10 protein-coding genes are annotated in these 15,422 nt (G+C 71.6%); 6 read left to right on the top strand and 4 right to left on the bottom strand.

Annotated features, from left to right (window positions below; translation table 11 throughout):
- Positions 1-8 precede the first annotated feature (8 nt).
- The 4 genes from M8J74_RS21635 to M8J74_RS21650 form a co-directional block, all read right to left on the bottom strand.
- Positions 9-839, bottom strand: coding sequence for a sulfotransferase family protein (locus M8J74_RS21635; protein WP_249838023.1), 831 nt, complete (start codon positions 837-839; stop codon positions 9-11).
- 218 nt (positions 840-1,057) lie between these two features.
- Positions 1,058-4,099 (bottom strand): alpha-mannosidase, encoded by a 3,042-nt coding sequence (locus M8J74_RS21640; RefSeq protein ID WP_249838024.1) that lies wholly within the window; start codon positions 4,097-4,099, stop codon positions 1,058-1,060.
- Positions 4,100-4,165: 66 nt separating this feature from the next.
- Positions 4,166-5,503: a 6-phospho-beta-glucosidase gene (locus M8J74_RS21645; RefSeq protein ID WP_249838025.1), complete on the bottom strand. Its 1,338-nt coding sequence runs from the start codon at positions 5,501-5,503 to the stop codon at positions 4,166-4,168.
- Complete coding sequence (locus M8J74_RS21650) at positions 5,500-6,264, bottom strand: DeoR/GlpR family DNA-binding transcription regulator (protein ID WP_249838044.1); 765 nt, start codon at positions 6,262-6,264, stop codon at positions 5,500-5,502. The genes M8J74_RS21645 and M8J74_RS21650 overlap by 4 nt, the downstream gene beginning before the upstream one ends.
- A gap of 127 nt (positions 6,265-6,391) precedes the next feature.
- Here M8J74_RS21650 and M8J74_RS21655 point away from each other — a divergent pair, with 127 nt between their 5' ends.
- The 6 genes from M8J74_RS21655 to M8J74_RS21680 all read left to right on the top strand — a co-directional run bounded on the left by M8J74_RS21655 (position 6,392) and on the right by M8J74_RS21680 (position 15,417).
- Positions 6,392-7,411 carry a carbohydrate kinase family protein gene (locus M8J74_RS21655; protein ID WP_249838026.1) on the top strand — a complete coding sequence of 340 codons (1,020 nt, stop codon included), beginning with the start codon at positions 6,392-6,394 and terminating at the stop codon, positions 7,409-7,411.
- 81 nt (positions 7,412-7,492) lie between these two features.
- The gene (locus tag M8J74_RS21660; protein ID WP_249838027.1) at positions 7,493-8,779 is read left to right on the top strand and encodes an ABC transporter substrate-binding protein; all 1,287 of its coding nucleotides are present in this window, start codon (positions 7,493-7,495) and stop codon (positions 8,777-8,779) included.
- Positions 8,779-9,735 carry a carbohydrate ABC transporter permease gene (locus M8J74_RS21665; RefSeq protein WP_249838028.1) on the top strand — a complete coding sequence of 319 codons (957 nt, stop codon included), beginning with the start codon at positions 8,779-8,781 and terminating at the stop codon, positions 9,733-9,735. The genes M8J74_RS21660 and M8J74_RS21665 overlap by 1 nt, the downstream gene beginning before the upstream one ends.
- Before the next feature lie 15 nt (positions 9,736-9,750).
- Positions 9,751-10,614, top strand: a complete 864-nt coding sequence (locus tag M8J74_RS21670) for a carbohydrate ABC transporter permease (protein ID WP_249838029.1) — start codon at positions 9,751-9,753, stop codon at positions 10,612-10,614.
- Positions 10,611-13,529, top strand: a complete 2,919-nt coding sequence (locus tag M8J74_RS21675; RefSeq protein WP_249838030.1) for a glycoside hydrolase family 2 TIM barrel-domain containing protein — start codon at positions 10,611-10,613, stop codon at positions 13,527-13,529. Before M8J74_RS21670 ends, M8J74_RS21675 begins: the two co-directional genes overlap by 4 nt.
- Positions 13,530-13,584: 55 nt before the next feature.
- Entirely contained in the window at positions 13,585-15,417 is a 1,833-nt protein-coding gene (locus M8J74_RS21680; RefSeq protein WP_249838031.1) for a LamG-like jellyroll fold domain-containing protein, read from the top strand.
- Positions 15,418-15,422 lie beyond the last annotated feature (5 nt).

Raw genomic sequence — 15,422 nt, forward strand, 5'->3', positions numbered from 1 at the left:
CGTCGCCGTCAGGGGCGTGGGGGTGTCCCGACCGGATACCCCCACGCCTTCGCCAACTCCGCCAGCCGGGGCGGCAGTTCGGCCCCGGCGTCGGCGGTGCGGGCGGGCTGGACGCGGCCCGACCTGATGGTCGCGGACCAGTCGCCGAGCTGGGGCCGGAAGGTGCCGTGGTCCTTGCCGCCGTAGTCGAGCATCGCGGGCTCCCACGCGACGCCGAGGTAGGCGCACAGGGCGCGGGTCGCGCCCTCCGGGTCGGCGGTGAGGTCCTCGTACCGCAGCACGTGGGCGTCCAGGTTCCGCCGCGCCTCCTCCAGTTTCTCGGCGTAGCCGAGGACCTCGGCGCGGACGGCCGCGTGGTCGGGGTCGGTGCGCCGGTCGGTCAGCGAGGCGATGACGGCGCCGGGGTGGCGGAGCAGCAGGATGTACCGGGCGTTGGGCCAGCATCGGTGCAGGCGCGGCCAGATGAGCGCGTTGGGCGGCGTCTTGTCGACGATGACGTCCTTGCCGCTGCGGGTGAGTTCGAGATGCAGCACCCGGTCCCACAGCAGGTGTTCGAGTTCGTCCTTGTCGAGTTGGAGGGCTTCCATCGCGTCCGCGGTGAACTCGCGGGAGAGATGGACGTGCAGGGTGCGCAGGTGCATCTCGTGCGGGGCGCGGACGCGGCTGTGGCTGTTGAGCAGCACCCTGAGCAGGGTCGAGCCGGAGCGCACCGAGGACAGCACGAAGACCGGCGACTCCACCAGCCGCGGGGCGGGCGGGGCCGCGTAGGCCGGCTTCGCGCCGCGCGGGGAGGGGATGGCGTCGAGCGTCCGCCGCGGCGGACTCACGGCCTGCGCCATCAGCCTCCCCCGCCGCCTCAGACCCTTTCGTATCGCGGACATACGCCGGTCACGCACGCTGACACCTCTCTCTTGCCGTTGGCCCGCATCCCAGAGGGGGCGGGCGAACGGCAGGTGTCGCGCAGCAGAACGGCCCTGGTCGCAGACCTCCACGAGGCGTCTGCGACCAGGGCTTTTACCGCTTTCTTAAGATTCGATGGAAATCATCGCCGGACGGGTCAGCCCCGTCGCAGCCTGAGCGTGAGGATCTGGAAGGGCCGCAGGGCGACCGGGACCCCGTCCTCGGTCGTCTCCGCGTCCTCCAGCGGGCGCTCCAGCAGGTCGGTCACCTGGGCCCCGGCCAGCGGGAAGCCGGTGCGCAGGACGCCGGTCGCGCGGCCGCCCCGGGACTCGTAGAGCCGTACCACCACGTCGCCGGACTCGTCGTCGGCCAGCTTCACGGCCTCGACGGTGACGCCCTCGCCGTCGACCGAGACGACCGGCTGGTGCACGCCCGCCGAATCGGCCACCCGCAGCGGCAGGTTGAGGGCGTAGCCCTCGGCCACCGCGTCCTCGATGCTCGCACCGGGCAGCAGGGAGTAGGTGAGGCGGTGGCGGCCCTGGTCGGCGCCCGGGTCCGGGATGCGCGGGGCGCGGACCAGGCTGAGGCGGACCGTGGTGGTCGTACCGCCGTCCTCGCGGACCGTGCGGGAGACGTCGTGGCCGTAGGTGGAGTCGTTGATGACCGCGACGCCGTAACCGGGCTCCCCGACGTGCACCCAGCGGTGGCCGGAGACCTCGAAACGGGCCGCCTCCCACGTGGTGTTGGTGTGCGTGGGCCGCTGGATGTGGCCGAACTGGATCTCTGCGGAGGAGTGCGCGGCCCGGATGTCGACCGGGAAGCCCGCCTTGAGGAACTTCTCCGCCTCGTGCCAGTCGATGTCCGTCTCGAAGTCGATGCGGGGGCTGCCGGCGCGCAGCGTGATCGTCTGGACGATCTTCGAGCCCTTGCCGAAGGAGCGCGTGACGCGGATCGAGCCGAGCAGCGGGTCGTCGTCGACGACCTCCACGGAGTCGGCGTCGAGGAGGTCCGTGTAGCGGTTCTTGTAGTGCTTGTCGACGTCCCAGGCGTCCCAGTAGTTGGGCAGGTCGGTGTGCAGGCGCAGCAGGTTGCCCGCCTCGGCGAGGACCTCCCGGCCGGCCCTGAGGTCGAGGACGGACGAGAGGGTGCCGTCCTCGGCGACCTCGACCCGGACCAGGCCGTTGTCGAGGACGCGGCCCTCCACCGTGACGGGGGCCGGGGGTTCGGCCGCCGCGACCGGCGCGCTGCCGTTCGCGGGCACCTCGACGAACGTCGGGAAGCCCGTCGCCGTACGGATGACCTCGGCGCGGTCGAAGGGGCTCGTGTTGAACACCCGGGTGCCGCCGGCGCCCAGCGCGGCCACCGCCTCGGCGGTCAGGGCCTCCAGCTCCTCGGCCACGCGCGCGTATTCGGCCTCGGCCTCGCGGTGGACCCAGGCGATGGACGAGCCGGGCAGGATGTCGTGGAACTGGTGCAGCAGGACCGTCTTCCACAGCCGGTCCAGCTTCTGGTACGGGTAGGCGTAGCCCGGCGCGTGCAGCGCGGCGGTGGTCGCCCACAGCTCCGCCTCGCGCAGCTTGTGCTCGCTGCGGCGGTTGCCCTGCTTGGTGCGGGCCTGCGAGGTGTAGGTGGCGCGGTGCAGCTCCAGGTAGAGCTCGCCGACCCACACGGGCGCGTCGGGGTACTCGGCGCGGGCCTTGGCGAAGAACTCGTCGGGGTGCTCGACGACGACCTTGGGCGAGCCCTCCAGGTCGGCCAGCCGGCGGGCCCGCTCCATGATCTCGCGGGTGGGGCCGCCGCCTCCGTCGCCCCAGCCGAAGGGGGCGAGGGAACGGGTGGCGTTGCCCTTCTCGGCGTAGTTGCGGACCGCGCGGGACATCTCCTCGCCGCTGAAGCGGGCGTTGTAGGTGTCGACCGGCGGGAAGTGGGTGAAGATCCGGGTGCCGTCGATGCCCTCCCACCAGAAGGTGTGGTGGGGGAAGGTGTTGGTCTGGTTCCAGGAGATCTTCTGGGTGAGGAACCACTCGTTGCCGGCGAGCTTGGCGAGCTGCGGGTAGGCGGCGTTGTAGCCGAAGGAGTCGGGCAGCCAGACGCCCTTGGTCTCGATGCCGAAGTGCTCGATGAAGAACCGCTTGCCGTGGATCAGCTGGCGGGCGATGGCCTCGCCGCCGGGCAGGTTGCCGTCGGACTCCACCCACATGCCGCCGACCGGCGCCCACTGGCCCTTCTTCACGGACTCCTGGATGCGGGCCCACACGTGCGGGTAGTTGTCGCGCACCCACTCGTACTGCTGGGCCTGCGAGCAGGCGAAGACGAACTCCTCGTACTCGTCGGCCAGGGCGGTGACGTTGGAGAAGGTGCGGGAGGTCTTGCGCTTGGTCTCCCGGATCGGCCACAGCCAGGCGGAGTCGATGTGGGCGTGGCCGACGCCGGAGACGATGTGGGCGCTGGCGTTGGCGGGCTTGGACAGCACCGGCCGCAGGGCCTCGCGCACGGCGGCGGCCGAGCCGGCGACGTCGTCCAGGTCGAGCAGGTCCAGGGAGCGGTCGAGGGCGTGCAGGATCTCGTGCCGGCGCGGGTCGTGCTCGCCGAGCTCCACCATCAGCTCGCGCAGCACCTGCAGGTCGAGGTCGAGGTGGAAGACCTCCTCGTCGAGGACGGCGAGGTCGGCGCGCCGGAAGGTGTACAGCGGCTTGTCGCCGGCCGTGAGGACGTCCCCGAGCGGGGTCGGCGCGGTGAAGTCGTTCGCGAGGATGTCGGGGTTGGAGGCCGCCTCGACCAGGTAGTCGATCGGCTCGCCGCCGGCCGCCGGGTTGGCGACGGGTACGTACTGGTTGAGCGGGTTGACCGCCTTCAGCGGGCGTCCGTCGGGCAGGTGGACCAGGGCCTCGGCCTGGTTGCCGGGCCAGTCGCCGGTGAAGCCGAGGTCGATGACCGCCTCGACGCGCCGGCCGGCCCACTCCGCGGGCACCTGTCCGCTCATCCGGAACCAGGTCGTGCCCCACGGCGGGCCCCAGGGGGTGTCCATGGCGAAGGGCGCGTAGCGCTGGGACGCGGCCTCCTCGAAGGAGACGGGCTCGCCCGGCGCCTGCCAGGACTCGACCGACATCGGGACGGTGGCCGCGTAGAGCGCGGGCTTGATGCGCTGGGTGTGGAGGCGCTCGGCGCGCTCCTCGATCCGGCGGCGTTCGTCGTGCATCAGGGGTCTCCAGTGAGGCGGCGGGAGTGGCGGGGAAGGACCTGGAAAGCGCTTTCCAGGTGCCGGTCACCTAAGGTACGCGAGGCCAGGATGGACCGCGGTGTAGCCCTCCACCAGACGTCGGGCCACGTTCACGGAGTCGACCAGCGGGTGCAGCGCGAACGCCTTGGCGGCCGTGGTGCGGGAGCCGGACTCGGCGGCGGCCAGCACCTCGCGCTCGACGGCCTTGACCGCGCAGACCAGGCCGGTGGCGTGGCCGGGCAGCGGGTCGACGGCGACCGGGTGGGCGCCGTTCGCGTCGACGAGGCAGGGCACCTCGATGACCGCCTCGGAGTCGAGCACCGAGAGGGTGGTGCGGTTGCGGACGTTGAGGATCAGGGTGGTGCGCTCGTCGCGGGCGATGGCCCGCATCAGGGCCAGGGCGACCTTCTCGTAGCCGCCGGAGAGGTCGTCGGCGTCGCGCTCACCGGCGCCGGCGGTCTCCCGGTTCTCGGCCATGTACGTCGCCTCGCGCTCGGCGCGGGTGCGGTCCCACAGCTCCAGGGCGGAGCCGTCCGAGCGCTCGACCTGCTCGTAGAAGCCGGCCTGCTGGTCGCGCAGGAAGGTACCGCGGGTGCGCTCGGCCTGCTGGTAGGAGCGGACGGCCTCGCGGTTGAAGTAGTAGTAGTGCAGGTACTCGTTCGGGATCGCGCCGAGGGAGCGCAGCCAGTCGACGCCGAAGAGCTTGCCCTCCTCGAAGGAGCCGAGCAGGTCGGGGTCGGCGAGCAGGCGCGGCAGCTCGTCCCGGCCGGCGACGCGCAGGCCGCGCACCCAGCCGAGGTGGTTGAGGCCGACGTAGTCGATCCACGCCTCCTTCGGGTTCGCGCCGAGCACCCGGGCGATACGGCGGCCGAGGCCGACCGGCGAGTCGCAGATGCCGATGACGCGGTCGCCGAGGTGGCGGGACATGGCCTCGGTGACCAGGCCGGCGGGGTTGGTGAAGTTGATGACCCAGGCGTCGGGGGCGAGGCGGGCCACGCGCCGCGCGATGTCGACGGCGACGGGGACGGTCCGCAGGCCGTAGGCGATGCCGCCGGCGCCGACCGTCTCCTGGCCGAGGACGCCTTCGGCGAGGGCGACCCGCTCGTCGTCCGCCCGCCCCTGCAGGCCGCCGACGCGGATCGCCGAGAAGACGAAGTCGGCGCCGCGCAGGGCGTCGTCGAGGTCGGTCGTGGCGGTCACCGCGGGCGCGTCCGCGACCGGGGCGGCCTGCTCGGCCAGCACCCGGGTCACCGCGGCGAGCCGGCCGGCGTCCAGGTCGTGCAGCACGACCTCGGTGACCCTGCCCTCGCCGCGGTCGCCCAGCAGGGCGCCGTACACGAGCGGCACACGGAACCCGCCGCCGCCCAGAATCGTCAGCTTCACTTGCGCACCTTTCCTGCCACGACGACCTCGACGCCCGCCTCCTGGAGGGAGGAGCGGGTCACCGGGTCGGCCGGGGCGTTCGTGACCACCACGTCCAGGTCCTCGGGACCACAGACCTTCGCCATGCCCGTACCCGGGAACTTGGCGGCGTCCGCGAGCAGGACGACCTTGTCGCTCGCCTTGATCATGGCCCGTTTCACCGGCACCTCGACGACCGTCGTGTCCATCACCTGCCCGCCGGGACGCACTCCACTGGTGCCCAGGAAGAGCCAGTCGGCATGCAGCTGGCGCAGGTTGTCCTCGGTGAGGAAGCCGACGAGGGAGCGGTACTCGCGGCGGACCATGCCGCCGAGCAGGACCAGCTCGATGCCCTCGTCGTCGGCGAGCTCCTCGTAGACGACGAGGTTGCTGGTGATCACCGTCAGCCGGCGGCCGTGCAGCTGCCGGGCCAGCCGGTAGGCCGTGGTGCCGATGTCCAGCAGCACCGACTGGCCGTCCGCGACCATGGCGGCGGCCCGCTCGGCTATGGCGTCCTTCTCGGCCACGCGCACTTCGGCGACCTCGGCGAAGGGCTGGTCGCCCTCCTCCACGACGGCGCCGCCGTGCACGCGGGTGAGCAGGCCGTCCTCCTCCAGCTTGACCAGGTCGCGCCGGATGGTGGCGGGACTCACGGCCAGCTGCTCGGAGAGATCGGTCACGGACGCGGGGCCGCCGGAGCGCAGGGCCCGCAGGATGAGTTGGTGTCGTCGTTCTGCCAGCACGCCGTGCACACTACTCGTCATCTTCAATCAAATCTATGCTCGCTTCTGCTCGGGTATTGACCAATCTCATGGATCGGCGCACGATTCCCGTCATCGAAATTGACGGGTTTTGACGAGAGGCGTTCCCGTGGACGACGACAGGCCCGATGTGCTGCTGACCGGGCTGCTCTTCTACGACCTCGTCCTCACGGGGCTCGGGAAGCCGCCGACGCCGGGCGAGGAGATCTGGACGGCCGGCATGGGCTGCGGCCCCGGCGGCATCGCCAACCTCGCGGTGGCCGCGTCCCGGTTCGGTCTGCGCACCTCGCTGGCCACGGTCTTCGGCGACGACTTCTACGGCGAGCTGTGCCGGGACGTGCTGTGCGACCAGGAGGACATCGACCTCTCGCTCTCCCGGACCGCGGACGGCTGGCCCACCCCCGTCACCGTCTCGCTCGCCACCGGCGACGACCGGGCGCTCGTCACCCACGGCCAGGAGCCGCCGTACTCGCAGGACGCGCTGATGGGCGACCCGCCCGAGGCCCGCACCGCCCTCGTCCACCTCGAGGCCGAACCCCGCGAGTGGCTCACCAGGGCCGCCGCCAACGGCACCCGCATCTACGCCGACGTCGGCTGGGACCCCACCCAGGAGTGGTCCACCGACCTCCTGGACCAGCTCAAGCTGTGCCACGCCTTCCTCCCCAACGAGACCGAGGCGATGGCCTACACCCGCACCGACAGCGCGGTCGCGGCCCTCGGCACGCTCGCCGAACTGGTGCCGGTGGCCGTGGTCACCCGGGGCGGGGCCGGGGCGGTCGCCGTCGACCAGACCACCGGCGAGTACGCGGAGGTGCCGGCCCTCGCGGTCGACGTGCTGGACGCGACGGGCGCCGGTGACGTGTTCGGCGCGAGCTTCGTCGCGGCCTCGCTCGGCGGCTGGCCGCTTCAGGAACGGCTGCGGTTCGCCGTCCTCGCGGCCGGGCTGTCCGTCCAGCGGCACGGCGGCGCGCTCGCCGCCCCCGGCTGGTACGGCGTCGACCGCTGGTGGCGGTCGCTGACCGATCCCGGGCTGCGGCGCGCCTACGGCTTCCTGGCCGACCGCCTTCCCGCGGACCCCGGCCCGCCCGTGCGGTACGCCCCCGTCACCCCGCCGGCCCGCCACCCCTGACCGCGCGGCTCCCCCACGAGCCCCGCGGACGCTAGCCCCTCCTACGAACGTTGCGAAAAGACCCGAAAGGCGGTGGGAGCTGTGCGGCTCTCACGAAGAGGCCTGCTGCGCGCGGGCCTGGCCGGTACGGCCGCCACGGCGCTCGGCGGCCTGACCTCCGGCTGCGCCGTGCCGACCGGTTCCACCGGCCGGAACATGGTCCTGTGGTACTGGGACGGCGGTCTCGGCGACACCGTCGTGAAGAAGGCCAAGGCCCGCTACGACTCCTCGGTCGACCTCCAGGCCATCAAGATCGGCGGCTACTACCGCTCCAAGCTGATCACCACGCTGGCCGGCCGTGCCCACATCCCCGACATCGCGGGCCTCAAGGGCGAGGACATGGCCTCCTACCTGCCCGACGCCGACCAGTTCGTGGACCTGCGCACGCTCGGCGCCGACAAGTACGAGAGCCGGTACCTGCCGTGGAAGTGGCGGCAGGGCATCGCCGACGACGGCAGGATGGTCGGCTTCCCCATCGACTGCGGCCCGGTCGCGCACTTCTACCAGTACGAGGTCTTCCGCAAGGCCGGACTGCCCTATGAACCCGCCGACGTCTCCAAGGAGTTGAACACCTGGGAGAACTTCTTCGCGGCGGGCGAGCGGCTGCGGAAGCGAATCCCCGGCACCTCGCTGCTGACCGACGTCAACTCGGTCTTCGAGAACGTGGTGCAGCAGGGCGCCAAGCGGTACGTGGACAAGGACCGCCACTTCATCGGCGACCAGGAACACGTGCGCCACGCCTGGGCGCTGGCGGTAGAGGCCAAGCGACGCGGGATCGTCTCCAACCTCGTCACCGGCACCCCGGACCAGATCTCCGCGGTGGACACCGGCAAGCTGCCCAGCCAGCTCGGCGCCTCCTGGGCGACGTACGACATCAAGAACGGCAATCCGAAGACCAAGGGACGATGGCGGATCGCCGACATGCCGGTGCGGCCGTCGAACAACGGCGGCTCGTTCCTGTCGATCACCAAGGCGTGCCGGGAACCGCAGCAGGCGTTCGAGATCATCTCCTGGATGCTCGACGCGGCCAACCAGGCCTCGGGTTACGTCGACGCGGGCCTGTTCCCCTCCACGCCCGCCTCCTACGGGCTGCGGCAACTGCGCGAGCCCGACCCGTTCTTCGGCGGCCAGGTCACGACGGACGTCTTCGGTCCGGCCGCGCAGAAGATCGCCGTCGCCTACAACAGCCCGTTCGACGTCGCGCTCGGGCAGCCCATCAAGGACGAGATCAAGAACGTCGGCGTCCTCGGCAAGGACCCGGACAAGGCCTGGAGTGACGCCATGAGCAAGTGCCGGCGCATCGCGAAGCACCTGGGGGTGAGCCACTGATGGCCACCGCCCTGGAGAAGCCCCCCGTCGTCGCGGAGCGCACGCCGACGGCCCGTCCCCGCTCGGGGATGCGCAAGTACTGGCACCTGTACGCCGCGATCTCCCCCTTCTACCTGCTCTTCCTCGCCTTCGGCCTGGTCCCCGTCGGCTTCTCGCTCTACCTGTCCTTCCACCGCTGGGACGGTCTCGGCTCCATGGAGTGGGCGGGCCTGTCGCAGTACCGCTACCTGCTGAGCGACAGCGACTTCTGGAGCTCGATCGGCACCACCCTGATCATCTGGGCGCTGGCCACCTTCCCCATGATCTTCCTGGCGATGGTCACGGCGGTGATGCTCAACTCCGCGGTCCGCTTCAAGAACGTCTACCGCTTCGCCTACTTCCTGCCGAACGTCACCTCCGTCGTCGCGATCGCCATCGTCTTCGGCTCGGTGTTCTCCACCAACTTCGGCCTGGTGAACGCCCTGTTGCAGGCCGTGGGGCTGGACCAGGTGGCCTGGCTGAACACCCCCTGGGGCATCAAGGTCGCCATCGCGACGCTGATGACCTGGCAGTGGACGGGCTACAACGCGATCATCTTCCTCGCGGGCCTGCAGACCGTCCCGAGCGAGCTGTACGAGGCGGCGCGGGTGGACGGCGCGAACCCCGTGCAGACGTTCTTCCGGATCACGCTGCCCCTGCTGCGCCCGACCCTGCTGTTCGTGCTGGTGGTCTCGACCGTCACCGGTCTGCAGAGCTTCACCGAGGCGCAGGTGCTGCTGCAGAACACCTCGAACGACTCGACGTTCTCCGGCGGCCCGGGCCACGCGGGCCGGACGATGGTCCTCTACTTCTTCCAGCAGACCTTCGACAACAACGACTTCGGCTACGGCGCCGCCGTGGCGTGGGGGATCTTCCTCGTCGTCGTCATCTTCTCGATCATCAACTGGCGCCTGGTGCGGCGCCGGGGCGAAGACTAGGGAGGCCGGGACACCATGGCATCCATCCAGGACACCAAGCGCCCCAAGGGCATCAGGGGAACGCGCGGCCGGGGCGTCGCGCTGCACGCGGTCCTCGTCGCCGGACTGCTGCTGTCGGCCTTCCCGTTCTACTGGGCCGTCATCATGTCGACGCACACGTCGACCGAGATCTTCTCCTACCCGCCGAAGCTGCTGCCCGGCCCGCACTTCCTGCGCAACGTCCGCGCCCTCTTCGACAACGTCGACTTCTTCGGCTCGATGCTCAACTCGCTGCTGGTGGCGGGCTCGGTGACCGTTCTGGTCCTGTTCTTCGACTCCCTCGCCGCCTTCGTCTTCGCCAAGTTCCACTTCCCCGGCCGCAGGCTGCTGTTCGGGCTGCTCATGCTGATCTTCATGGTGCCGACGCAGCTGGCCATCATCCCGCAGTTCGTGATGATGGCGAGGATCGGCTGGATCGGCTCGATGACGGCGCTGATCGTGCCGGCGGCGGCCAACGCCTTCGGCATCTTCTGGATGCGCCAGTACATGCGCAGCGCCATCCACGACGAGCTGCTGGACGCCTCGCGCATCGACGGGGCGCACTTCCTGCGCCAGTACTGGCACGTGGCCCTCCCGGTGGTCCGGCCGGGCCTGGCCTTCCTCGGCATCTTCACCTTCATGGGCCAGTGGAACGACTACGCCTGGCCGCTGGTCGCCCTCACCAACCCCGACAACGTCACCCTCCAGGTGGCCCTGTCCCAGCTCAACGGCGTGCACGGCACCACCGACTACGGCATGGTGATGACCGGCGCGCTGCTCGCCCTCGTCCCCCTGCTCATCGTCTTCGCGATCGGCGCCAAGCAGATCATCGGCGACCTCGGCAAGGGGGCCATCCGTTGAGCGACCCGCTCCTCGCGCTGCGCCCCTGGGAGGCCCCCGAGGTGACCTCCTGGGGGCGGCTGCCGATGAACGCCGTCGACCGGCGGGCCGGGGCGCTCTGCCTGGACGGCGACTGGCGCTTCCAGCTGCTGCCCGCTCCGGGCGCGCCGGCCGACGGCGCCTGGTCGTCGTCGTACGTCCCCGGTGCCTGGACCATGCAGGGCACGGACGACCTGCCGCAGTACACCAACGTCCGCATGCCGTTCGACGACATCCCGCCGCACTCCCCCGCGGCCAGTCCGACGGGGGTGTACGAGCGTGACGTGGACGTGCCCGCCGAGTGGGCCGGGCGGCGGATCGTGCTCCAGGTCGGCGCCGCCGAGAGCGTGCTGCTGGTGCACGTCGACGGCCGGCCCGTCGGCCTCTCCAAGGACTCCCACCTGGCCGCCGAGTTCGACCTCACCGGCGTCGTCCGCCCGGGCGGGCGGTCGGTGCTGCGGCTGACGGTCGTGAAGTGGTCGGACGCCTCGCACATCGAGGACCAGGACCAGTGGTGGCACGGCGGCCTCACCCGGTCGGTGCTCCTGTACGCGACCGACCCGCTGCACCTCGCCGACGTCACCGTCAGGGCGCGGCGGGACGGGGAGCTGCGCGTCGACTGCCGGGTGCGCGACGCGCGCGGCCCGCTGCCCGCCGGCTGGTACGTCAGCGCCGAGCTGGACGGCCGGCTCCTCACCCAGGACGCCGAGTTCGACCGGGTCAACGCCGAGGACGACCGGGTCTCCGGCTTCCTCGGCGAGGCCCGCGTGCACTGCCTCGTACCCGAGGTGCGCACCTGGAACGCCGAGACGCCCGAGCTGTACGGCCTCACCGTCCGCCTGCACCGCGCCGACGGCACCCTCGCCGACGCCTCGCACCACCGGGTCGGCTTCCGCGACGTCGAGATCGCCGGCCGGGACCTGCTGGTCAACGGCGAGCGCGTGTACATCCGGGGCGTCAACCGGCACGACTTCCATCCGCTGACCGGCCGGACGGTGTCGTACGACGACATGCGCGCCGACCTGGTCCTGCTCAAGCGCTTCGGGTTCAACGCGATCCGCACCTCCCACTACCCGAACGACCCGGCCCTGTACGACCTCGCCGACGAACTCGGCTTCTACGTCGTCGACGAGGCGGACATCGAGTCCCACGACCACGCCCACGAGATCGCCGACGACCCGCGCTACCTGAACGCCTTCGTCGACCGGGTCTCCCGGATGGTGCTGCGCGACAAGAACCACCCGTCGGTGATCATCTGGTCGCTGGGCAACGAGTCCGACTACGGCGCCCACCACGACGCCGCGGCCGGCTGGGCGCGCCGGCACGACCCGACCCGGCCCCTGCAGTACGAGGGCGCCGCCAAGCTCGACTGGGCGGCCACGGACGACTGCTCCGACATCGCCTGCCCCATGTACGCACCGCTGGAGGACTGCGTCGCCCACGCCCTGTCGGGCCGGCAGACCAGGCCGCTCATCCAGTGCGAGTACTCCCACGCCATGGGCAACAGCAACGGCACGCTCGCGGACCATTGGGCGGCCATCGAGTCCACTCCGGGTCTTCAGGGCGGGTTCATCTGGGAGTTCTGGGACCACGGCATCCTGCAGCGTGTGAACGACGGCAGACCGGCCGGGCGTGGGGGCGCCGGGCTCTATGACAACGGTGTCGCCGCGCCGGGCCATCGCTGGGCGTACGGCGGCGACTTCGGCGAGACGATCCATGACGGCGCCTTCATCGCGGACGGGGTCGTCTTCCCCGACCGCACCCCCAAGCCCGCCCTGTACGAGCACCGCGAGATCGCGGCGCCGGTGCGCATCGAGTGCTTCCGGCACGAGGGCATCGTCCTCGGCAACCACCAGCACTTCCGCGGCCTGGACTGGCTGGCCGGCACCTGGGAGCTCTCCCTCGCCGACGGCCGTACGCTGACCGCGCCCGCGGACCTGCCCGGCCTCAGGCCCGGCGAGACGGCCGCCGTGCCGCTGCCCTTCGAACTGCCCCGCGACGGCGGCGAGGCCTGGCTGACCCTGCGGGTGACGACCGCGGAGGACCAGCCGTGGGCGCCGCGCGGCACCGAGGTGTGCCTGCCGCAGGTGCGCCTGCGCGGGCCCGCCGTCGCCGAGGACGCCGTCGTGGCCGGGTCCGTCGAGGTCGACGGCGAGGGCCTGCTCGTGCATCCGTCGCTGACGGCCGCGCCCACGCTGTCCCTGTGGCGGGCGCCCACCGACAACGACGAGCTGGGCGGCATGGCCCCGCGCTGGCGGACCTGGGGGCTGGACTCGCTCGTCCGCAAGCTCGTGTCGGTGCGGGCGGACGGCGGCCGGGTGACCGTGGACGCCGAGTACGCCGGCACGGCCGGCGTCGTGCGGCACCGGCAGGTGTTCACCCCGGTCGAGGGCGGCATCAGGATCGAGGAGGAGACGGAGCTGCCCGAGGAGTTCGACGACGTGGCGCGGGTCGGCACGGTCTTCGAGACGGCGCCGGGACCGGACCTGCTGGAGTGGTTCGGGCAGGGGCCGTGGGAGTCGTACCCCGACCGGTGCGCGGGCGCACCCGTCGGCCATCACTCGCTGCCGGTGGAGGCGACGTTCACGCCGTACCTGCGTCCGCAGGAGAGCGGCGGCCGGCACGGTGTACGGCGGTTCACGCTGTCGGCGCCCGACGGCACCGGCCTCGCGGTCGTGCTGGACGCACCCCGGCAGGTCTCCGTCACCCGGTACCGGGCCGAGGACCTGACCGCCGCACGGCACCACGACGAACTGGTGCCCCGTCCGGGCTGTGTCGTGCACATCGACGCGGCGCACCGGGGCCTGGGCACGGCCTCGTGCGGCCCCGACACCTTCCCCTCCTACCGCGTCCCGCCGGGCGTCCACCGCTGGAGCTGGACGCTGCGCGTGCGGTGACCCCGCCTCTCTGTCCCCTGTCCCAGGTGACATGTCCTTTTCTCACGGAGCACATGTGTGCACTTCGCATGACCACCCGCAGGGCGAGGCCGCGCAGGCCGGCGCCGGACGACGCGGTCTCCTCAGGGCCACCGCGCTGCTGGGCGCCGCCGCGGCCACCGGCCTGGCCCTGCCGGCCGGCGCCGAGGCGGCCCCCGCGAGCGCGCGTGCCCGGCGGCCCGATCCCGGCAGCCGCCGCTTCACGCTCGCGGTGATGCCGGACACCCAGTACCTCTTCGACGGTCCCAGCATCGACAAGGCGCCGGTCGAGGCATCGCTGCGCCATCTGCTGGAGCACGGCCGGGAGGAGAACCTCGTCTTCCTCTCCCACCTGGGCGACCTCACGCAGAACGGCGCGCAGGCCGAATGCGCCGCGATCGGCGAGGCGTTCGGGCTGCTGGAGCGGCGGGGCGTGGGCTACAGCGTCCTGGCGGGCAACCACGACGTAAAGTCCTCCTCGGACGACCAGCGCGGCCCGACGCCCTACCTGGACACGTTCGGTCCCCGGCGCTTCAAGGGCAAGCCGACGTTCGGCGGGGCCTCCGCCGACGGCTACAACACCTACCACCTGTTCCGGGCGGCGGGCCGCGAGTGGATGGTCCTCGCGCTGGACTGGCGGCTGTCGGACCAGGGCTACGCCTGGGCGAAGGACGTGCTCGCCGCCCACCCGAGGACGCCGGTCATCCTCACCACCCACGAACTCGTCGTCTCCGAAGACCAGTTGTCGGATTACGGGCAGCAGCTGTGGGACCGGCTGATCGCGGACCACGACCAGATCTTCCTCACCCTCAACGGCCACTACTGGCCGGCGGCCCGCGCCACCCGCAAGAACGCCGCCGGCCATGACGTGCACCTGCACCTCACCAACTACCAGAACCGCTACTTCGGCGGCGCGGCGATGATCCGGCTGTACCGCTTCGACCTGGACCGGGGCGTCATCGACGTGGAGACGGTCTCCCCGTGGATCCTCGGCCGGGCCAAGCAGGGCCTGAACGAGCTGGAGCGGCAGGAGATCGAGCTGAGCGGCGACGCCGACCGCTTCTCGGTGGAGATCGACTTCGCCGACCGGTTCTCCGGCTTCGACCCCGTGCCGGCCCGCGCGGCGCGGCCGGTGTCGCGGATGCTGGTCCCGGGCACGGTCGCCTACTGGCGGTTCGAGTCACCCGTCGCCGGCACCGTCCGCGACCTGTCCGGACGCGGCAACGACCTCGCCCTCGTCACGGTGGGCGGCGGCTCGCTCGGCTGGTCCGCCGACCACCATCCCGACCAGCCCGGCCACGGCAGCCTGGAGTTCCAGGGGTTCAAGTCGCCGCTGAAGGGCGCGTACCTGCGCACGGTCGACGGCGCGCCGCTGAACTCGGCGACGTTCGAGGGCGGTTACACCATCGAGGCGTTCTACCGGCTTCCCGCCGACTGGGACCCGGACCACCACGCCTGGTCCGGCATCGTCGGCCGCACCGGCACGGGCGGCGCCGCCGGCAAGAGCGGCGACGACCCCGACGAGCCGCTCGCCACCCTGTCCCTGTCCAACGACCGCGAACCGCAGTGGGCGATGCGCCCGCTGAACCAGCAGGGCATCGCCACCAACTGGGGCCAGGAGACACCGCTGGAGACCTGGTGGCACCTGGCGGTCGTCAACGACGGCCGGCACACCACGCTGTACGTCGAGGGCTGCCCGGTGGTCCGCAACCCCAAGGCCCCCGCGGTCGGCATCGCCTCGGTCGGGCTGCCGTGGCTGCTGGGCGGCTACGAGTACGCCGGAAGGATCGACCAGATCCTGCACGGCCGCCTCGGCGACGTCCGGATCGTCTCCCGGGCGCTGCCCGTCACCTCCTTCATGAACCACTGAGCGCA

The sequence above is a fragment of the Streptomyces panaciradicis genome, from assembly GCF_023516615.1.
GTDB classification, from domain to species: Bacteria; Actinomycetota; Actinomycetes; order Streptomycetales; family Streptomycetaceae; genus Streptomyces; species Streptomyces panaciradicis.

What these genes read in the sequence shown, in the direction of transcription:
- M8J74_RS21635 (WP_249838023.1), bottom strand. Translation starts at nt 839, where the DNA reads ATGGCGCAGGCCGTGAGTCCGCCGCGGCGGACGCTCGACGCCATCCCC.
- M8J74_RS21640 (WP_249838024.1), bottom strand. Translation starts at nt 4,099, where the DNA reads ATGCACGACGAACGCCGCCGGATCGAGGAGCGCGCCGAGCGCCTCCAC.
- M8J74_RS21665 (WP_249838028.1), top strand. Translation starts at nt 8,779, where the DNA reads ATGGCCACCGCCCTGGAGAAGCCCCCCGTCGTCGCGGAGCGCACGCCG.
- M8J74_RS21670 (WP_249838029.1), top strand. Translation starts at nt 9,751, where the DNA reads ATGGCATCCATCCAGGACACCAAGCGCCCCAAGGGCATCAGGGGAACG.